General features: G+C 40.8%; 15 protein-coding genes and 1 pseudogene. 6 read left to right on the forward strand and 10 right to left on the reverse strand.

Annotated elements, in window-relative coordinates:
* Positions 1-218: 218 nt before the first annotated feature.
* Positions 219-1,238 (reverse strand): ferrochelatase, encoded by a 1,020-nt coding sequence (gene hemH, locus PSI06_RS11675; RefSeq protein ID WP_273603822.1) that lies wholly within the window; start codon positions 1,236-1,238, stop codon positions 219-221.
* A 285-nt stretch (positions 1,239-1,523) separates the two neighbouring features.
* A complete protein-coding gene (locus PSI06_RS11680) occupies positions 1,524-2,855 on the reverse strand; it encodes an HD domain-containing phosphohydrolase (RefSeq protein ID WP_273603821.1) in 1,332 nt (443 codons plus the stop codon).
* Positions 2,856-2,966: 111 nt separating this feature from the next.
* Here PSI06_RS11680 and PSI06_RS11685 point away from each other — a divergent pair, with 111 nt between their 5' ends.
* The 3 genes from PSI06_RS11685 to arfA all read left to right on the forward strand — a co-directional run bounded on the left by PSI06_RS11685 (position 2,967) and on the right by arfA (position 7,074).
* Positions 2,967-3,944, forward strand: coding sequence for a sensor histidine kinase (locus PSI06_RS11685; RefSeq protein WP_004589666.1), 978 nt, complete (start codon positions 2,967-2,969; stop codon positions 3,942-3,944).
* 227 nt (positions 3,945-4,171) lie between these two features.
* Positions 4,172-6,712, forward strand: coding sequence for a TonB-dependent receptor plug domain-containing protein (locus tag PSI06_RS11690; RefSeq protein WP_273603820.1), 2,541 nt, complete (start codon positions 4,172-4,174; stop codon positions 6,710-6,712).
* A 161-nt stretch (positions 6,713-6,873) separates the two neighbouring features.
* Positions 6,874-7,074, forward strand: coding sequence for an alternative ribosome rescue factor ArfA (gene arfA / locus PSI06_RS11695; protein WP_004589668.1), 201 nt, complete (start codon positions 6,874-6,876; stop codon positions 7,072-7,074).
* 31 nt (positions 7,075-7,105) lie between these two features.
* Here the strand turns inward: arfA and PSI06_RS11700 are convergent.
* The 4 genes and pseudogenes from PSI06_RS11700 to PSI06_RS11715 all read right to left on the reverse strand — a co-directional run.
* Positions 7,106-7,516: pseudogene (locus PSI06_RS11700) on the reverse strand (cytochrome b); the annotation flags it as partial.
* A gap of 781 nt (positions 7,517-8,297) precedes the next feature.
* Positions 8,298-9,797: a phospholipase effector Tle1 domain-containing protein gene (locus PSI06_RS11705; protein ID WP_273603819.1), complete on the reverse strand. Its 1,500-nt coding sequence runs from the start codon at positions 9,795-9,797 to the stop codon at positions 8,298-8,300.
* A 111-nt stretch (positions 9,798-9,908) separates the two neighbouring features.
* Entirely contained in the window at positions 9,909-11,999 is a 2,091-nt protein-coding gene (locus tag PSI06_RS11710; protein ID WP_273603818.1) for a cupric reductase, read from the reverse strand.
* Between the two features lie 135 nt (positions 12,000-12,134).
* Complete coding sequence (locus PSI06_RS11715; protein WP_004586960.1) at positions 12,135-13,439, reverse strand: NAD(P)/FAD-dependent oxidoreductase; 1,305 nt, start codon at positions 13,437-13,439, stop codon at positions 12,135-12,137.
* 503 nt (positions 13,440-13,942) lie between these two features.
* Between PSI06_RS11715 and PSI06_RS11720 the strand changes: the two genes are divergently transcribed.
* Both PSI06_RS11720 and PSI06_RS11725 read left to right on the forward strand, forming a co-directional pair.
* Complete coding sequence (locus PSI06_RS11720) at positions 13,943-15,871, forward strand: RecQ family ATP-dependent DNA helicase (protein WP_121638252.1); 1,929 nt, start codon at positions 13,943-13,945, stop codon at positions 15,869-15,871.
* 60 nt (positions 15,872-15,931) lie between these two features.
* The gene (locus PSI06_RS11725) at positions 15,932-16,240 is read left to right on the forward strand and encodes a YkgJ family cysteine cluster protein (RefSeq protein ID WP_004586962.1); all 309 of its coding nucleotides are present in this window, start codon (positions 15,932-15,934) and stop codon (positions 16,238-16,240) included.
* A gap of 64 nt (positions 16,241-16,304) precedes the next feature.
* Here the strand turns inward: PSI06_RS11725 and PSI06_RS11730 are convergent, their stop codons facing one another.
* The 3 genes from PSI06_RS11730 to PSI06_RS11740 all read right to left on the reverse strand — a co-directional run bounded on the left by PSI06_RS11730 (position 16,305) and on the right by PSI06_RS11740 (position 18,665).
* Positions 16,305-16,922 carry a glutathione S-transferase family protein gene (locus tag PSI06_RS11730; RefSeq protein WP_004586963.1) on the reverse strand — a complete coding sequence of 206 codons (618 nt, stop codon included), beginning with the start codon at positions 16,920-16,922 and terminating at the stop codon, positions 16,305-16,307.
* Between the two features lie 48 nt (positions 16,923-16,970).
* A complete protein-coding gene (locus PSI06_RS11735) occupies positions 16,971-17,999 on the reverse strand; it encodes an NADP-dependent oxidoreductase (protein ID WP_121638253.1) in 1,029 nt (342 codons plus the stop codon).
* Between the two features lie 177 nt (positions 18,000-18,176).
* Positions 18,177-18,665, reverse strand: a complete 489-nt coding sequence (locus tag PSI06_RS11740; RefSeq protein ID WP_273603816.1) for a GNAT family N-acetyltransferase — start codon at positions 18,663-18,665, stop codon at positions 18,177-18,179.
* Between the two features lie 147 nt (positions 18,666-18,812).
* On the opposite strand from PSI06_RS11740, the gene PSI06_RS11745 reads away from it, so the two are divergent.
* Positions 18,813-20,018, forward strand: coding sequence for an anhydro-N-acetylmuramic acid kinase (locus PSI06_RS11745; protein WP_273603815.1), 1,206 nt, complete (start codon positions 18,813-18,815; stop codon positions 20,016-20,018).
* 27 nt (positions 20,019-20,045) lie between these two features.
* Here PSI06_RS11745 and PSI06_RS11750 read toward each other — a convergent pair whose 3' ends face one another.
* Positions 20,046-20,531 carry a hypothetical protein gene (locus PSI06_RS11750; protein ID WP_024032946.1) on the reverse strand — a complete coding sequence of 162 codons (486 nt, stop codon included), beginning with the start codon at positions 20,529-20,531 and terminating at the stop codon, positions 20,046-20,048.
* Between the last annotated feature and the right edge of the window lie 328 nt (positions 20,532-20,859).

Genomic DNA, 20,859 nt, shown 5'->3' on the forward strand with positions numbered 1-20,859 from the left:
AGTCAGGGCTTTATCTACGGAGCAGTATTAAATACTAGGCGCAAAGGCAAGCTCACTGACTTCGATGTGATAAATGATAGCTAATCATTTATCAACGAGAGATACAAGGCGCGAAGCTTGCTCGCGCAAAATAGTAGCTATGACATTTAATAAATGCTTACCTTACAACTAAAAAAGCGGTGTTAAATTTAACACCGCTTTTTTACGTTAAGATGCGTTTAAAGCATTGGTTTTAGCACATCATATAAAGCGTTAATGTGATCGTCTCTGTCGTTTAAAGCAGCTATGTAACGGTACTTTTCGCCGCCTGCGTTTTCAAATATTTCGCGGTTTTCTTCTTCAAGCTCTTCGAGTGTTTCTAAGCAATCGGCGCTAAAAGCAGGGCTTAAAATTGCAACGTCGGTAATGTTTTCATCAGGTAACGATGCAAGCGTGGCGTCGGTGTATGGCTTTAACCATTCTGCTTTACCAAAGCGGCTTTGAAAAGTGCTAATTACTTTATCTTTATCAAGGCCTAGTTTTTCAACCACTAAACGGGTGGTTTGCAAACATAGGCAGTGGTAGGGGTCGCCTCTATCTAAAAATAGCTTTGGCATACCGTGGTATGAAAAAACTAATTTTTGTGGCATACCTTTTTTTTCTAAATCTTCACTAATGCTGCTAGCTAATGAATCAATGTAAGCGGTGTTTTTGTGATAACCATTTACAAAGTGTAGCTCTGGCACCCAGCGCCATTTTTGCAATACTCTTGATACGGCATCAAATGTTGAGCCGGTGGTAGGGCTTGAGTATTGCGGGTAAAGCGGTAGTACAATTATGCGCGTTAGGCCTTTATCGCGCAGCTCTTCAAGGCCCGCCTCTATTGAAGGGTTGCCGTAACGCATGGCCATAACAACTTCGGTATTGGTATAACCTTGCTCTTGGAGTAGCGCGTTTAGTTTGTCGCGTTGCAGGCGGGTAATATGTGTTAGCGGCGAACCGTTTTCGGTCCAAATGCTTTCGTATAGTTTTGCTGAGCGCTTAGGGCGAATACGCAAAATTATACCGTGCAGTATTATCATCCACACTAAACGTGGAATTTCTACAATGCGCGGATCGGATAAAAATTCACGTAAGTAGGTACGCAGTGCCGCAGGGGTGGGCGCGTCTGGACTGCCTAAATTGGTAAGTAAAATGCCCGTTTTTTGATTAAAACGTCCGTCGTGGGGATTGTCAGTGACTGCAGAAAATCGCGACACGCTGTGCTCCTTAAAGCAATGTGATACCAATTCGCAATAATACTTGATCATTTTGCGGGACTAAACGTGTCGCTACCAGCGTTAAAAAACTCTCATTTAGAACAACTAAATAGCGAATTTTTTGCCTAGCTATCAACACGTTTTTCCATCCTCAAAATAAATCACTTAATTAAGCGGATTGGTATTAAACAGTTTAAAATTTATACCCAGATTAACAGGTACCTGTTTGAATTAGTTTAGCTTATTTACGGTAATTGTAACGAAAAAAGCCACAGTTTAGATCACTCATTTAGCGCTTTTTACCATTATTCTAAATGGGGTCGGTTTTTTGGCTTCTAGTTGCTGTAGTTTTTCGATGGATTTTTTGCCAAACACATGGCCTTTAGGTAACAACATAATACCGCTGTGGCTGTGTAACGTATGGCCTAAAATCATATTGGCTTTTAGCTCTTGAGCGCTGCATATAATGATAGAGCCCGCATTATTAAGTTGCTCATTTAATTTGCTATGGCTTGCCTCGAGTGCGCGCACAATTTTAGGGTGGTAAAAAGTGCCACTGTACATTTTAACGCTTTCGAGCGCATCGCTGTGGCGCTCTTTGTCTGAGGGGCTTTGGCTTTGTTCAAATGCGTTCCAATAATCGCGAGCAACGCTAAGCACCATAGCGCCAATAGGAATGTCGTTTGCTGCTAATCCTTTTGGTAAACCGTTGCCGTTAAAGCGCTCATATTGATGATAAATTGCATCAGATACATCATGTAAATGTATAGCAGGCATAAGCATTAATTGTGCTGTGCTTGGGTGTGTATAAAAGGCTTTGCGCTGTTGCTCGCTTAGCCGACTCACTGGCTTTTTATAGAGCTCTGGGTCCATAGCAAGCAAACCTATTTGCGCTAAGTAACCCGCCATGGGGGCTAAATCTATACTTTTTTGCGAGAGGTTTAAGTACAGTGCTATTTGGGTGCAGGTGTCGGCAATTTTTTGCGCTTTGTTGCCATCTAAGTATGGGTTGGCGTTTATAAAATTATAAAGTAGCTCTACGGTGGCTTTGTGTTCGTGTTTTTCGCGCTCGTTGGCATCTTCTAGTTGTTTAAGTACCTGCTTAATTTGCTTTGTACGCTTTTCTACTCGTTGCTCTAACGAGTTATTTAATTCGAGAAGTTCTTTGTTTTGCTGTTTTACTTGCTGCTCGAGTTGTTTGTTTTGTTTTTTTAACTGAAATTTTTCGATGCTGTCGTTAATGCTGCGCAAAAGCATATCGTTTTGCCATGGCTTTTGTATGTAGCCGTTAATTTGTGCCAGATTAACAGCTGCTAGGGTGGTTTCTATATCGACGTAACCGGTTAATAAAATACGTTGTGTTTCGGGAGCTTTGTAACGGGCTTGCTCTAAAAATTGCGCGCCATTCATGGTGGGCATTTTCATGTCGCTAATAATTAAGCTAAATTCGTGGCTGTTTAAAAGCTCAAGCGCTTGCACTGGGCTTTTGCAGGTCATAAAACTAAAGTTATTATTTTTTAATAAGGAGGTTAGTGAGCGCAGAACAATTTCGTCGTCATCAACACAAAGTACATCTACGGCAGTGATTGAATGTGCAGCGTCTGCTGGTTTGGTCATAGTGCTACCTTTTAAAATAATAAGCATAGCCTAAAAATTGCCCCTAGTTTGCATAATTACGTATGGCAAACTAAACGTTATACATGGATGCGTATTTATGGAGCGAATAGGATGAGCACTTTAACCGACGACTACAAACAAGCCTTTTTAGATGAGCAGCAAAAGCGTATAGCCGCAGAGCAACTGCTTGCCGATAAAAGCCAATTGTTAGTTGTGTTAAATGGTGAACTAACCAAAAACGTTGCTGAGCTGTCTTTGTATCAGCAAATGTTTGTTCAGGCCGACAAAATGGCAAGTGTGGGTGTTTTGTCTTGCAGTATTGCGCATGAAATAAATAACCCGCTTTCGTATGTAATTAGTAATATAGAAAGCTTGCAATATGTTAGCCCTCTTTTATCAAAATCTCTTCACTATAACGAGCAGTTTTTAAACGGCCAATTAAATGCAGGGCAATTTAAAAACGTGTTGGTTGATCTAAAAAAACAATACGAACTGGCATGGAATGGACACGAAATTTACTCGCAGTTGAGCGAAAGCCTAGATGGTTTAAAGCGCATAAAGCAAACCGTGCATAATTTATTAAACCTTAGCCAATTTACTAGTACCCATAACAAGCAATATTTAGATGCAAGCGAGGTTGCAGGCTCTGCTTTAGGCGTGTTGCAAGGGCAACTAAAATACTGCGAAATAAAAACTAATTTTGAGCAAGTGCCGCTAATTTGGGGGGAGCTGTCGTCTATTCATCAAATTTTTGTTGAGCTGTTATTAAATGCTCAACAAGCGTGCGAACATGAATTAGAAAAAGGCACCATTATTGAATTAAGCGTAACGCAGCAAAATGAGGGTGTATGTATAAAAGTGAAAGATAACGGTTGTGGAATGGATGAAAATACCCAAGCGCACTTATTTAAGCCTTTTTTTACTACACATAAAACAACCCACTCATTAGGAATAGGAATGACCGTTGTTAACTTTATTTTGCAAGATCACGGCGGAAAAATAGAAGTTAGCAGTACTTTAGGAACAGGTACTACCATTTGTTGTTGGTTACCCGTGAAAGTACAAGAAAGCGTGATAAACCTATTGTAAATAAAGTGTTAATTTAGTTTGAGGTTGAAATTAAAATCCTTGATTGTATGTGTTTTGAACAAGTTTAAGTGTTATTTTTTAGTATTTACATTTTTTTGCATAGTTAGACCTATCATTTAGTTTTTTTCATTTCTTTTTATTTGCATATGTAGCTAGGATGTTCCCCAGTGCGATGCGTTACATCGCAATAACAAATATTAAAGAACACACTAAACAGGGTCGTCACCATGTCAACATACCGTTTAAATACATTAGCTGCCGCTGTTGCGTTTGCCGTAAGCGCACCAAGCATTGTAAGCGCTCAAGAAGCACCTGTTGAGGCTGCACAAAATATCGAACAAATTTCTGTATTAGGATCGCGCGTTTCTAACCGCACCTCTACTGAGTCTTCGTCACCTATTGATTTAATAGACGCTGATGATTTAAACAAAGGCGGCTTTACAGAACTAGGGCAGAGTCTGCAAGCTACTGCCCCGTCGTTTAACTTTTCTCGTACGCAAGTATCTGATGGCTCTGATTTATTTAGACCAGCAACGCTGCGCGGCTTACAGCCAGATCAAACGTTAGTGTTGGTTAATGGTAAGCGCCGCCATAATCAATCTATTTTTGGCCTTAACGGCACTGTAGGTGCAGGCGCTGCCGGCACCGACATGAACGCCATTCCGCTAACTGCGCTTAAAGGTGTAGAAGTACTACGCGATGGCGCAGCAGCTAAGTATGGCTCTGACGCGATAGCTGGCGTAATTAACTTATCGCTTAATAATTCAACTGGCGTAACAACGGGTTACGTACAGTACGGCGGCACCAGTGAAGGCGACGGCGATACGCTTTCTGCAGGTTTAAACCGTGGTTTTGACTTAGGTAACGAAGGCGGCTTTATTAATTTATCGCTTGAGTATCGTGATGCCGATGGCACTAACCGTGCAGAGCGCGATACCGGTGGGTCGTTAAATGTTGAGCCAGGCACGCTGAGTGAAGATGTACGTTGGAGCCAAGGTAACTCAGAAAGTGAATTTACCTCGTTGTTTTACAACATGGCTTTGCCAATGGGCGACAGCGAATTGTACTCATTTGGTGGCTACTCTGAGCGCACCGCGCTGGGTAATGGTTTTTACCGTAACTTTAACGAAGCGTCTAAAAATGTAACGCAAGTATACAGCGATGGTTTTTTACCCCGCATTTATAACGAAGCTGAAGATATTTCAGTAGCGGTTGGTTTTAGAGGCGATATAAACCCAGATTGGGGATACGATGTATCGGCAGTGTATGGTGAAAACCAATACGACTTTACCTCACGTAATACTATAAATGCCTCTTATGCGGCGGAGTACGTATTTAACAACCCAGATGCAAGCGATGCCGATATAGCAGCAAATGCAGGCCCAAGCGGCGGTTACTCTGGTGGTTTTAGATTTGATCAAACAACAGTTAATGCTGATTTTAACGGCATCGTTGATATTGGCCGTAATGAGCCTTTATATGTAACTATTGGTGCTGAATACCGTAAAGAAAACTACGAAATAGTACCTGGCGATGAAGCCTCTTACGCATGTGGCTTGGCAAATACCGATGCTTCGTATCCTTCAGTAAACGATCCTGATCAATTTGCTGAGTGTGGTTTTCAGGCTTATAACGGTTTGCGCCCAGAGGCAACAAACAAGAGCGATCGCCACAGCTACGCGTTTTATGTAGATGTAGAAACCATGGTCACTGATGCATGGAACGTAAGTGGTGCGCTGCGCTACGAAGACTTTTCAGATGCGGGCGATGACTTAATTGGTAAATTAGCGACACGTTATGAATTTAACGATGACTTTGCAGTACGTGGTGCGGTTTCTACTGGTTTTAGAGCGCCATCGCTTCAGCAAAGTGGTTATACCGCATTTACAACTAACCTAGGCTCAGATGGCACACTTACGCAGTCGTTCACTGCAAATACGGGGACTGCTTTTCCAAGTGCGTTAGGTGTAGATAGCCTAGAGCTTGAAACCTCAACTAACTACAGTGCTGGTTTTGTTTACGATGTAACAAGTGAGCTTTCGTTAACGGTTGATTTTTACCGCGTAGAAATTAAAGACCGTATTACGCTTGGTAGTTTACTTTCTGCAGAGGATGTTGCCTTTAGCGATGAAGCCGTAGCCGCGCTTCAAGCAACCGGCGCAGTGCAAGCTAATTACTTTTCAAACTCTGTAGATTCAACTACACAAGGTGTTGATATTATTGCCTCTTACCGTACTGATGTAGAGGGCGGTAATTTTGGAGTAACCTTTGCGGGTAACTTAAACGACACTAAAATTGATAACGTGAATGCAGAAGAAGGTATTCCTGAGTCGGTGGCGTTTGATGATTTACAACGTAGCTTTTTTACCGACGGCCAGCCAGGTGAGCGCGCAACTTTAACGTTTGACTATGAGCGAGATGCGTATGAAACAACGCTTCGCTTTAATTACTTTGGCGAAACAGACGTTAAATACTTTGGTAATGACCATATTTCACTACCGGGTGAGCTTTCGCCTACGGGGTCGTTTAAACCAACAAGTACAGTTGAATCAGCAGTATTAGTGGATTTAAACGTTAGCTACCAAATTAACGAAATATTTAACGTATCGGTAGGGGCTGATAATATTTTTGATGAAACCCCAGATGAGCTAGGTGATGACGAAGTGCTTAATTTTATTACCAACGGCGCGTTTAAATACCCTGTACGTGCATTGCCTTACGGCTTTGACGGGCGTACTTATTATGCAAAAGTAAGCTTTGAATTTTAATTATTTGAGCTAAAACTTGTTACTAAGCGCAGTTATTTACTGCGCTTTTTTTATGTTTATTTATTATGAAAAAGAGCGTTAAAACACTTGCAAGGTTGAAAATTAGGCATACAATCGCCACTTCTTAAAGTTCTTATTGTTATAAATAGTTAGGAAATAAAATGGCTAAAAAATCGAAAACCAAAGCCGTAAATAATAGAGCGGTAGACACCGGCCGAGGTGTTATTAATCATAATGCGCTGGCGGCGCTAGTAACCTCTAAAGTGTTTAAACCTCAAGTGGTTAAAGCTAAAAAAGGGAAAGGCTCGTTTAAGCGCAATAACAAACACGTAGGACGAGAGTCTTATTTAATCGCGGCTTAAATAGCACCGATCAAATAAGACTTTTAACTACCTACTTTTTGCCAAGCATACGCGTAAGTGTATTGTCTTTATCAATAATATGGTGCTTTAAAGCGCCCACAATATGTAAACCTAACGCGATAAGAAGCGCATTTGCTGTAATACCGTGAACGGTTTTTCCTATCTCAGCTAAGCCTTGGTTAAAAGCGAGGCTTTTTTGTGGGTTTTCTGGATTGGGGTTGTGCGGTATAAGCTCTAGCCCGAACACCTCTACGCCGTGCCCACCAAAGCCCGACATAATCAGTCTCGAAATAGGCATAAGTAACATGCTTATTATAAGAACGTAATGCACAATTTTAGCTAACACTTGCTCATAATTTGGGTGTTTAACATCGTGCTTTGGCCAGCCATTTACAATGCGCCATGTTACTCTTAATAACGCAAAAGCAAGCAGCATTATGCCAAATGATTTGTGCTAACTCATTAGAAAAAACGCTTTAAAGTTTTCCATATATAGGCCTGAGCCTAATAACCCAATAATTAAAATAGCTACAATTCAATGCAGGCTTATGGTGGTTTTGCTTAACGTACTTGTTGTATCTTTTGTAAGTTTCATTGTGGTTATTCCTAACTTAAAAAGTGGCGCTTAGTTGCGTGTACAATTGAATAATCTACATTATTGCAGCTAGCTTAAACTATAGAGGGTTAAAGTAGGGTTAACGAAACTTATTTTTTAAATTTAAAAGGATAAACCCGCAACGTGAAGTGAAAGTTTTAGGCGCGAAGCTTGCTCGCGCAAGATGACAGTTACTTCTCTAAAAGCGAAGCGTCTCTAAACCTCTTTGTGATTTATTGATCTTTAATACAAAAATGCACAAAGAGAAGGGAATGAGAAGTAAATGAGAAGTGAAAGCTGTAGGCGCGAAGCTTGCTCGCGCAAGATGCTCGTTACTTCTCTAAAAGCGAAGCGTCTCTAAACCTCTTTGTGATTTAGTGATCTTTAATACAATATGCACAAAGAGAAGAGAGAGAAGTAAACGAGCAGCCAAAGTAAATTAGTATAAGTTATCTGTATATCACCACCGAGTACACCGAGGCGCTTCGCGCTACACAGAGAAAACACCCGTAACGTTTAGTCACTTCTCTAGGTATTCTCCTTCGCTTCTCGGTGGTGAAACAATCACTTTATACCTCGGTTAAAGCATTGTTTTTAAACGCCAGCAAGCTGCGCGATTACAGCCCATTTAACTTATGCGGGTTACTTTTACTTTTATTTTCCCTGCATTGGCGCCGTAAAATCGGCTTAAGTCATTGGCAAAGGGGCTAAATTCACCTGATTTAGTAATGGTTACTGTAGCGCCATTGGCTATTTCAAATAAATATTCGTCGTTATTGTTAATTGCGCCAACCAAAGAGAACCACTGCGCTCTTGGAAGTCGTCTAAATGGTTCAAGCAATGCCATGGGGATTTCTTTAACCCCTAATTGCACATTATCGCGGTGCCAGCCGCTTGCGGTGCATTTTATGCCGTCGTCATACCAAAATTGATTGGGGTAGGGTTCAAACTGATAAGTTGCGCCTTCAACTAACATAAGCCCTGTATTGTTATGTGCCTCGCTGGCAAACACTATTACATCTTGGCTTTGCGAAACTTGTAATACACTCATGTTTTGGTTTTCAAGGGCAATGTGTTGGCTTAAACCAGTAAAGCTTAATGTGCTGTTATCGTTATACCTAATTTTGTAATGCAGGTTTTTAAGCGATTCTGGGCGATAGCTAGTTAGTTTATTAATTCGTGTAGCTACGCTTTGATGTATATGTGGTTCTAAGTTGCTGGCTTCGTTATCAATAAGTACATAGCACTCCCTATCCACCAATTTAAAAAAGGGATTAAACCAAAAGTAATTTTGCTGATGGCTTAAAGCTAGAGGATCGGGCGTTACGGTTACATCGTCTTGGTCAACTAATTTACTGCCAGGCAATAAGATTTCGTAGTCAATATCGTGGCTGGTTAATAAGCTAATATTAAGTGGTTGCTCAATTAACCATTCAAGCGCATAGCGTAGGCAAATATCAGCTAGGCCATCGCGGTAATAACCGCCGCCAATATCTGAATGCGCCCCTGCAAACCAAAGCTCGGTAATATTATTTTGATGGTTCATTAGGGTGGGTTCAAACGCACGGCGTTTTTCATCAAGTGCTACACAGTGCAGTGCCTGCGAAATATTATTAGCAATGGTGTGGTTTTCAAATATTACATGCTCGGCACCGCGCGTTGCTTTACTGACTTTTGATAAACCTATTGAGGCCACGGTATCAAATACACAGACGTAAACATTATCGCTAATTAAAGGCTCTAGGATTTTTGCAAAACGCCTAGCGAGTGCGCCGCCTCGGCTAAAACCGGTAAGTAAAAGGGTGTCGCCTAGTTGGTAATGCGCTTTAAAATCACTCATGGCTTGATTTAAAATACTGGCAACATCGTCACCACGTGGCGCTAAAGTTTGGTTTAAAATACGTTTTAAGCGGCTACCTTTAGTGCCAATACCTTGATAATAAAAACTAAGCTGGTTTGTAAATGGGGTGGTGGGGGAGTCATCGAGTTTGCCGCCTAATAATAAATGCAGCTTTAGAATATTAGAAATACTACTGTCTTCTTTAAAATGGTCTGAGCTAAATTGCTCAGCATCGCGCGGCTCGCCACCAGTACCATCAAAATTAAAAATTAGCGTTTTACCCGTCATAGCCCTAATCCTTTAATTGTTTTAAATACTCTACACAGGCAATGTTAAATATTAAAGACATTAATTTTTCAAATAGCACGCTAAGAGGCGTTAGCGTGCTTAGCGGGTTATTTAGTGATTATCAAACATATAATGATTTAGCTCTGTGCCCTGGGCAGGCTTAAGCGCTGGGTTTAGCTGAATTAACTGCTGATAAACCCCAGGGTAAAACATTTTTAATCGTGCTACGCGGGCTAAGTGGTTTGGCTCAAATTTTTCCACAAGCTGCAAAGCTAAAGGAATCATTGGGCTTAACTCCCCTTTGGTGTAACTTTGCTCTAGTGCTAAGTCGAGTATATCTACGCCAAGCTTACTTGGATCAGCCGGTATTTTATTATCAATTAAAAATTGTACTGCCTCAGAAGAAGACGATGCAGCTTGTGTATAAACGTCGCGCCCATGTATATCGGTAATCGAAAAATCAAAACCCGCCTGTGCGAGTGCTTGCCAATGATTTAGCGAAAAGCGGCTTAATCGTGTTAACTCACGCGGTGGCTTAGGGTTTATGCGGTTTTGCCAAGTAGTGATTAAATCATCAGGGTTTAAGAGTAATAAAGAAAAAAGCGTATCGGTTTCGGCTTGAGTTAATACCGTACTGAGGCTGTATTCATAAGCTTTTTGATATTCTTTCTTAGATAAATATTCGTTAAATGTGCTTTGCCTTCTATCGTTTGAAAGCTGGTTACTCAGACTACTCCACCAATAATTGACTAAAACAGGGTCTATATCGTGCAAAACACGTACAAAGTTAGAACCGTGCTTATTTTTAACCTGTTGAACTTTGTCATAAGCCTGCATTACTGTGTGCAGCTGCTCTGTATCTTTCAACTGTTGTTGTAACAGCTCACAGTTTTGCCTTTTATTGTTTAGCTGCGCTTTTTGCTGCTTTAAATCTACTAAAAAAAGGGCAACATCAGAATTATCAGGCTCAGTTATTTGGGGTAACGCGTTATTGTTAATTTTACTAATAGGGCTAAAGTAAGCGTATTGCGCTGGGTTGTCCTGCTTATTAATATAGGCCCCTTGCTGGTAAATAAAGTCATTTACAAAAAATACCCCTTTGCTATTTAGGCCTTCATTCGCATTGCCGCTATGTGCTTTGTAACCACGCTTTTTAAGATAATCTAAAAGCTGGGTGTGCTTAGTATCTAATGGGGCTAGGGTTAAGTTACCGCTTTTAGGCAGGTTTACAATAGCCACGTCTAAACCTGTAAATAGGCCTGGCTCGTTGGTTGGCGTAACGCCTTTTGTTTGCAGTGCTTTTACAAGAGGTAAATTAAATTTACTGACCGCAATATCGGCTAAGTTATATAAAACAGTGTTTTTTTCGTATAACGGCATGGCATCTAGCACGGGAACTTGCTGTAAAAGCGCAATAATATACTCATTTGGAATATCGTTTTTTATAGCGGTAGCCACTTCATTCACTGTAAATTGGTTAGATGAAATAGCCTGCTCAAACTCTTTTGGCGTAAATTTATTTGCATTAAGCACAAACAATGTCGCCGGAGAAATTACCTCACTGCCTTCAAGTTTAATAAACGTTTTAGAGTAAGTGGTAAATGTATCGGTGTTGCTTAATAAAGCGTAAAGCGTTTCTTTTTGTACATTTTCATCAAGGGGTACACTCAGAGTAAGTCCTGGAGGGTTATGCTTATTATCTCCAAGCTGTTGTATCATTTCTTTTACTTTATCATTGGTGAAGCCCTTAATTGCCTCAATACCTTGCCAATTAGCTAACTCGTTTAAAGAGCTAGTAATGTTAAGCTGCTGTTTTTGCTCAGTAACAATGGCATCTTTTAAAAGGGCAATGTATGTACGCTGATTGATTTTTGACAAATCTGTATACTTTAAAAGCGTGGATACCGATGTCCCTTTTTTAAGTTCACTTACAAAAAATGAAACAAGCGACTGATTCAATGTTTGTACTTTATTGCTTTGTTGTTGTGACTGAACTCTACACAGGCTAATCTGTTTTTTTAGTTTATTTACTACCTGTAGCGGTGAGTCCTCATTTGGCTGCTTTTTATTAACTACGCTTGCCTCAGAGGTGGCTGGTTTCACTTGTTCTGCTTGCTCTACAGCTACAGAGTGCGGTTGAGTTTGAAAAAAATAAACAGCTAAAGCAGTGATTATTACAATCCCAAAAAGTATTTTTTTCATTAGCGTCAATCCCTTGAATTACAATTACATCTAACTGCATGGTACTATTTTAGATACGCATAATGCAAAAAAGCTTTAAAGGATAACTTACATTACCTATTAAAGCTTTTTGACTATTTAGCTGCTGTTTATGTATTAATGCAGTTTCATTTTAGGGCGTACTACGCGCAGTACTTTTTCGCTTATCCATAACGCAAAGGTTTTTGCGCTGCCGTGTATGGCGCGCTGGTGCATGCGATACAGTGATATATACATAAAGCGAGCAATTTTACCTTCTATAAAAAAGGTATTGCTGGTTAAGTTACCCATTAAATTACCTACCGTACTGTAGCGCGATAAGTTAACGAGAGAGCCATGGTCGCTATATTTAAAGCCGCATAATGGCTGTTGTTTTAACGTGGCAATGAGGTTTTTTTCTACACATAGCGCCATTTGATGCGCCGATTGCGCACGCGGTGGAACGAGCTTTCCGTCTTCTTGGGTAAAGGCGCAGCAATCACCAATAACAAAAATGCTTTCATCTACGGTGCTTTGTAAAAACTCGTTTACTTGAATTTGGTTGCTACGAGTAAGCTCAAAAATACCTAAATCTTTAATAAAATCTGGCGCTTTTACACCTGCAGCCCATACCATTATATCGGCGTCTATGTGTTCTTCGTCTTTTGTGATAAACCCTTGTTCGGTGGCTTCTTTTACCAGTGTTTGCTCTCGTACGTTTACGCCGAGTTTTAATAACTCGCGTTTTGCGCTATCGGCTATGCGCTCGGGTAGGGCGGGCAAAATACGGGGCCCCGCTTCTATTAAATGAATATGTAAACGCTTAGACGACATATTTGTAAGGCCGTAAAGCTTTAATAATTCAGATACATGGTAAAGCTCTGCCGAGAGCTCAACGCCGGTTGCGCCGCCGCCCACAATGGCAATATTTAATGATTGCTGTTGGTTGTCGTCTTGGTGAAGGCGAGTAAAGCTGTCGAGTAGTGAATGCTGAAAACGCTCAGCTTGCTGATTTGAGTCTAAAAAGTAGCAATGATCTTTTATGCCTGGGGTATTAAAGTCGTTGCTTACGCTGCCAATGGCAATAACAAGGTGGTCGTAGCGTACGCTGCGCTGTGGCAAAATAGTATGGCCTAGCTCATCTAGGTGCGGTGCAAGGGTAATGGTTTTATTGCTTTGGTCTATATCGCAAAATGTACCAAGCTGAAAATTATAATGATGTTTTGCAGCGTGGGCTGAATACACAACGCCATCTAAATCGGGGTCAATAGAGCCTGTCGCTACTTCGTGTAGTAACGGCTTCCATATGTGGGTGCGGTTTTTATCGATTAAAAGAATTTCGGCTTGTTTTTTCTTCCCTAATTTATGCCCTAATTGTGTTGCCAGCTCTAGTCCGCCTGCGCCACCGCCAATAACGACGATTTTAGGTTTAGTTATATTCATAGCAATGCCCTTAAAAAATAATATACCCAAATAATCTGCTTATAACGCTTATAAAAAATCACTTGGGTATACAAAATTAGCTTGGCTGTTAGCACCATTGAGCATCTGCTGGGTATTTTGCGCCTAAATAAAACATATGTCAGCAATTGATAAGCTTATTTGTTGTATACTAAGGTCTAAATTGCCTCAGTATGAAAAATTTAGCGCTTTTCAGGGCCCTAATATAAAGGCGCTACTTTACATAAAAGACAGCTTGCTTTTAATAGGGTATAACGCTGATATTAAATGCTTTTAAATATTTTAATCTATTGATTTTAAGTAGGTTTTAGTGCTTTGTGGATTATTGCAATAAAGCCGCTAATACTTGCAATCTATGCTTTATCTAAATTGCTTTTAATGCCAACAGATACTCTTATATTGAGATGCTTTGGGCTATATGCAAATATTTCATTTACGTTGCACTTTTGCTGTTAAAGCCTATTCCCTAGCCAAAAAGGATATTTATGACCACGCCATTAATTAAATCACTTGAGCAGCATTTTGGTTTTAGCCAATTTAGAGCAGGGCAACAGCAAACCATTGAGCAGCTTTTAAATGGGCAGTCGTCACTGGCTATATTTCCTACGGGCTCGGGTAAGTCGTTGTGTTATCAGCTAACAGCTATGCATTTACCAAACTTAACCTTGGTGGTGTCGCCTTTACTTGCATTGATGAAAGATCAAATTAGCTTTTTAAATAGCAAAGGTATTTACGCGGCAAGCCTTGATTCGAGCCAAGACCAAATGCAAAGCAGCACCGTAATGAACGATGTGCGAAATGGTAAAATTAAAGTTTTAATGGTGTCGGTTGAACGTTTTAAAAACGAGCGTTTTAGAGAGTTTATAAGCCAAGTTGCGCTGTCTATGCTGGTGGTAGACGAAGCGCACTGTATATCTGAATGGGGCCATAACTTTAGACCCGACTACCTTAAACTACCGCGATACCGCGAAGAGCTAAATATTCCACTGGTACTATTACTTACCGCCACAGCCACAAAAAAAGTAAAACGCGACATGAGCGAGCGTTTTAATATTGCCCCTGAGTGTATTGTACAAACCGGCTTTTACCGCGCTAACCTCGATTTAAGCGTGCTAAGTGTAAAAACGGCTGATAAAAACACTGAGCTTACAAACATAGTGCGTGCGCAAAATGGCCCAGGTATTGTGTATGTAACGCTTCAGCAAAGTGCCGAGCAAGTGGCTAATACGCTAAGTGCGCAAGGTATTCAAGCGGTTGCGTATCATGCGGGGCTTGAAGATACACTTAGGTGGCAAATTCAAGATGATTTTATGGCGGGTAAAATTAACGTTGTTGTGGCAACAATAGCTTTTGGTATGGGTGTTGATAAATCAGATATTCGCTTTGTTATTCATTACGATTTACCAAAATCAATTGAAAACTACAGCCAAGAAATTGGCCGTGCAGGGCGCGATGGCAACCCATCAAACTGCTACACCTTGGCTAATTTAGATGGCCTAAACACAGTAGAAAACTTTGTGTATGGCGACACCCCTGAGCTGAGCGGCATTGAATACGTAATTAACGATATTAAAGCCCAGCCGCAGCAATGGGAAATGCAAGAGTACAGCTTATCGAGCGAAAGTAACATTCGCCAACTAGCGCTTAAAACCTTGCTGGTACAACTAGAAATGCAAGGTGCAATAACGCCGCAGTACGCCTATTACGCCGATTTTAAATACAAGTTTTTGGTTGATAAAAACGAGCTACTTAGCCAGTTTGACGAGCAGCGCCAAGCCTTTTTAACGCAAATATTTAGCCACACCGATTTTAAAAAAATATGGGGCACGCTTAATTTCGACACCCTTACCCAAGCCGCCCAAGTTGACCGTAAACGCGTAGTGGCAGCGCTTGACTACTTAGCCGAAAAAAACCTAATAACCCTTGAAACCAAACGTATTACCCAAGTTTACAAAGTGCATAGTGAGGTTATAAATAACCCTGAACTTGCAAAACAATTACACAGTTATTTTATCGAAAAAGAACAAGCTGAGATTAAACGTATAGCTGCATTGGTACGCTTTTTTGAGCTACAAAGTTGCTTAAGCTATAACTTGGCGCGCTATTTTGACGATCAAAATGCGCCAGCGCAATGCGGGCATTGTAGTGTATGCCGTGGTAATGCTGTAAAGCTTGAGTATTCAATAGAGCCTGCTCACATTGCCGATGACGTTGTTTATCAAAAAGTGGATGAGTTTTTAGCGCACATGGCAACAAAAGGTATTCACAGTGTAGGTATTGAAACCCAGTGCCGCTTTTTAGCGGGCATGAGCGTGCCATTATTTGCACGTAATAAAGTGCGCCAACTGAGTGGTTTTGCGCTGTGCGAGCAAATGCGTTACAGCGATATAAAAGCAAAACTACTAGCGCGTTAAATTATAGCAATTGGTATGAGTTCCTGTATCCTAGTGGCTTATTAAAAAAAGTAAGTCACTATGCCTAATACTGTTATTCCAAGTAAAACTATTTCCTCTACACCTGAGCCCGTAACCTGCGCTAATTGCCAAGCATGTTGCTGCCAATTAGAAGTGCGCATAGTGACCGACACGGGCGTGCCTTTTCAGTACATTGATTACGACAAATGGGGCAGCGAAGTAATGAAACGCGCAGACGACGGCTGGTGCCAAGCACTCGACCGTAACACGCTAATGTGTACTATTTACGAAAACCGCCCACTTACGTGTCGCGAGTTTGAAATGGCCTCAAACGAGTGTATTACAGAGCGCGAAATAGCGGGTATTTAATAAAAACATATGCACTAAAAAAGGGGCTCAAAAGCCCCTTTGGTTTATCTGTGTTTTGTACTAATTAATCGTATTTAGCTTCTAACTCATTAGCTGTATGAAACTTCTCGTGGCTTTGTAATTGCTCATCGTACTTTACAAGGTGTTTAAAGTGGGCAAGTTGGCCTGAGTTTTTAACTATTTCTACAATAAACGACATCATAATATCGGCACCGGTTAACGTGTCGCCGACTAAATAACGTTTACCTTGGAGTCGGTCGTTAAAGTAGCTAATTACTTTTACGGTTTCTGCATCGGCGTAATTTTCTAAAAACTCTGTTTTAGCGCCATCTTTTAAAACAAACATTTTAAGCAGTAGCGGTAAAATAGCTGAGCTTTCGGCAAAGTGAAGCCATTGTTGATACTCAACATATTCTGCAGTGCCAGCTTTTGGTGCAAATTTACCGTTACCGTATTTAGTAATTAAATAGTCGGTAATCGCGCCAGATTCGGTAACAATTAAGCCATCGTCTTCAATCACTGGTGACTTACCTAATTGGTGTACTTTTTTAAGTTCGTCAGGCGCTAAAAAGGTCTCTGTGTTGCGCTGGTAGGCAACAATTTCGTAATCAACATCCAGCTCTTCTAAAAGCCAAATAATACGTTTTGAGCGCGATTTATTTAAATGGTGTAGTTTAATCATGTCAGTCCTTGTTGGCGTTACTGCATGTGCAGTAACGCTTTGTAAAATTTAAAGTGGCTCGTTAATTTTAACAACGGTTTTACCAAAGTTTTTACCATTTAGCATGTCGTTAAACGCGCTAATGGTGTTTTCAATACCTTCTACCATGTGTTCGCGGTATTGTACTTTGCCATCCTGAAGCCATTTTTGCATGTCTTGTGCAAATTCGTCGTAGCGGTGGCCGTAGTCGTCAAAAATTATAAAGCCTTGCATTTTAATACGTTTAGTAAGCAATTGCCCCATTAGCATTCCCATACGATCAGGCCCATCTGGAAGGCTGGTAGAATTATATTGCGACACTAAACCACACAGAGGCACACGGGCTGCGGTATTAAGTAGAGGTAATACGGCATCAAACACTTTACCGCCCACATTTTCGTAATAAACATCTATGCCGTTATCACAGGCTTTTTCTAGCTGCTCTGCAAAGTCATCGGCTTTGTGATCAATACAGGCATCAAAGCCCAGTTTTTCAACGGCATGTGTACATTTTTCGCTGCCACCAGCAACGCCTACCACTTTACAGCCTTTAATTTTAGCTATTTGGCCAACGGTTGCGCCAACCGGCCCTGTTGCTGCAGCTACTACAACGGTTTCGCCTTCTTTAGGTGCGCCAATATCAAGTAAGCCCATGTAGGCTGTAAAGCCAGGCATACCCATAATACCGAGTGCGTACGATGGGTTTTCTGGCTCTTTACCTAATTGCATAAGGCCTTCGCCGTTAGTAATGGCGTAATCTTGCCAACCGGTGTAAGCAAGTACCCATTCGCCTTCGCTGTATTTATCGTTTTTAGACTCTTCTACTTGGCATACGGTAGCGCCTACCATTACATCGCCCACATTTACCGGATCGGCATACGACTTTGCATCACTCATGCGGCCACGCATGTATGGGTCAAGTGATAGGTAAATAGTGCGCAGCAGCACCTCGCCATCTTTAAGCGCTGGTAAATCTACTGTTTTAAGTTCAAAGTTTTCATCGGTAGGGGCACCGTGGGGGCGTGATGCTAAAGTAAGTTGACGACTAGTTGCAGACATAAAAATCTCCTCTTAAGAGTGAATTTACTTAGCGAATGTTTACGCGTTTAAAACCAGGTTGAGCCTAAACAATAATGCGCGCTAAGTTATACGAAAATAAAAATTTGTACCTTAATACACGAGCTTTGGGCGCGAGGCTGGTAATTCAAGCTTTGCAGAGTATTTATTCTAAACGGTTTATTTTAGCTTGCTAAAAATATGGCTATCGTAAAACACACCATTTTTATAAATGGCCTGTTTGAGAACGGCTTCAGCTTTAAAGCCGCATTTAGTGAGTGCCTTTATAGAGCCAGTATTGCCAGCAAATACAGCGCCAAAAATACGGTTTAGGTTTGAGCTTTTAAATGCGTCATCGCAAATATGCGAAATAGCCAGGCTCATTACTCCTTGCCCCCAAAAGTGGCTATTAAGCCAATAGCCTATTTCGCCACTGCGGCTATATTCAAATTCTCCGGGGGTGATACCAATACACCCCGCAAATTGCTCATCTTCAACAATGGCCTTAACTATTCCACTTTTAGAGCCTTGGTTTATCCACCAGTCGGCGTCGGCTTGAGTATACGGGAATGGAATTTTAGAGGATAAAAAGCGCGTAACCTGTTCATCATTTAAGGTATTAATAATGTGTGGCGCGTCTTTTGGTTTAAAGTCTCTTAGGGTGATCATTGTTTTAATTAAGTGTCTGTTGCATACGGGTCAACTTAGCAAGCAATTAGAGATTGCACAATCACAAAGATTAACCGTTTACGGCTATAACTTTGTTTTAAATTACTCTAATATAAGCAAAATATGATACCTGTTTAAGATACCTTTATGCACCCACACATAGCCGCCCTTTATAATAGTGCCCAAAAACCAAGCCGTTTAATTATAGGTTTAATGAGTGGTACCTCGTTAGATGGGCTCGATGTAGCACTGTGTAAGGTAACGGGCGCAGGTATAAATACGCAAATTGAAGTGCTGAACTTTACCACCGTTGACTATAACAACGAGTATAAAAGCAAAATAAAGCAGGTATTTGCCAAACGAGAGTGTGATTTAGAACTTGTAACCTTACTAAACCCGTGGGTGGGTAAACTCCATGGCGATATGGTTAATCAGTGCTTACATACTTGGCAGGTAAATCCATCAAGTATTGATGTAATAGCCAGTCACGGGCAAACAATTTACCACTGCCCACAGTCGCAGCATAATCATAAAAGCTTTACTTATGGCACATTACAAATTGGCGACAGCGACCAAATAGCCGTTACTACCGGTATTACAACGATTGGCGACTTTAGGCAAAAACACATAGCCGCAGGAGGGGAAGGTGCACCGCTTGCGGTATATGGCGATTACTTATTTTTTGCAAACCCCAATGAGAACCGCATTTTATTAAACATGGGTGGTATTGCTAATTTAACGTTTTTACCTAAAAGCGGTGATACAAATAGCGTATTTAGTAGCGACATAGGCCCAGGTAACACCATTATGGATGCGTACGTACAGCAGCATTTTAAAGGCATGCACTTTGATGATGGCGCAAAAATAGCAAAAGCGGGCAAGGTAAATACAGCCTTATTAAATGCAATGTGTAGCAACACTTTTTTTGAGCTTGCGCTGCCTAAAACAACAGGGCCTGAAGTATTTAATTTAGCGTATTTGCATGCCGCTCAGCTGCAAACAAATACACAGCACTTAAGCCATGAAGATGTAATGGCAACTTTAAATATGTTTAGCGCAAGGGTAATTGCAAATGCGTTAAACGAATGCGCGCAAAGTGCTAAAGAGTGTGTGGTATACGCAAGTGGTGGCGGTATTCATAACCCATTATTAATGGCGCACCTTAATGCGCTGTGCCCGACTATTAAAGCGTTTAAAAATACCGACGATTTAGGCATAAACCCCGATGCCAAAGAAGCCGTACTATTTGCCATTTTAGCCAACGAATGCCTAGCAGGTGAGCAGCAGCACCTAAATAATACTGCGCAGGGTATTGCAGGGGTCACTATGGGTAAAGTGAGTTTTGCTGATTAAGTTTTTATAAATTTGTATACCAACACATTAAAAAAACGAAAATAAACTTGAGCTCATATTACGAAAGTATTTTTTAACGCCATGTGGCTTAGTTTGGCTTTTTAGTGCTTGCTGATTTTTATAACCAGCCTCAAACGCATTTACTTGCATATCAAACTGTAAACTATTTTTTAAAGTGGCATTTAAGCCATGCAGCATCAATTGCATTACTAAGCAGTGGCTTTGGGTAATTTTACTTAATGTTAAATACACATAACCACGCTCTAAGTCGGCGTTAGTGAGTACTTTTTCAGTAAAGTATTGCGCATCACGGGCACTGGGATACGTTGCGCTCAGCGAAATAATATCGTTTTCGTGGGCGTCGTCAGGCAATACGCACTGCAGCGTTATTTCATGCATAGCACTGGCTTGCAAGGTTAACTGCTCGTATTCCATTGTGTGGCCCATAGCCGCAGAGAGAGGATCTTCAAACGATTGTAACGCAAATGTGAGTTGCGTCATTGGTGTGCTCATTTACTTCAACTTCTAGATTATAAAAAATACAGTTCGAGTTTAAATTATCACCTATTTTGATTGCAGTTTTATGACAAATTGCACTTAATCGGATAATCGCTGTATTTTGATCAAAAAAGATCGCTATATGTTCTTTCTCATTCAACTTTGGAATGGTTTGTCACACATCTGGAATGAAGAGCTATATGTGGCAAGGCTTGTAGGGATGGTGCTGTCGTTCCTTATTTGGGTTTTTCTCATAGACTTCTCTTCATAGGGAATAGAATTTGGTTTTTTAGGCTTTACCTAATCAAAGCATTAAATAGAGATTCCAAATTAAAATATCATA

Origin of the sequence: Pseudoalteromonas sp. GABNS16E (genome assembly GCF_028598715.1) — a bacterium.
GTDB lineage: Bacteria > Pseudomonadota > Gammaproteobacteria > Enterobacterales > Alteromonadaceae > Pseudoalteromonas > Pseudoalteromonas atlantica.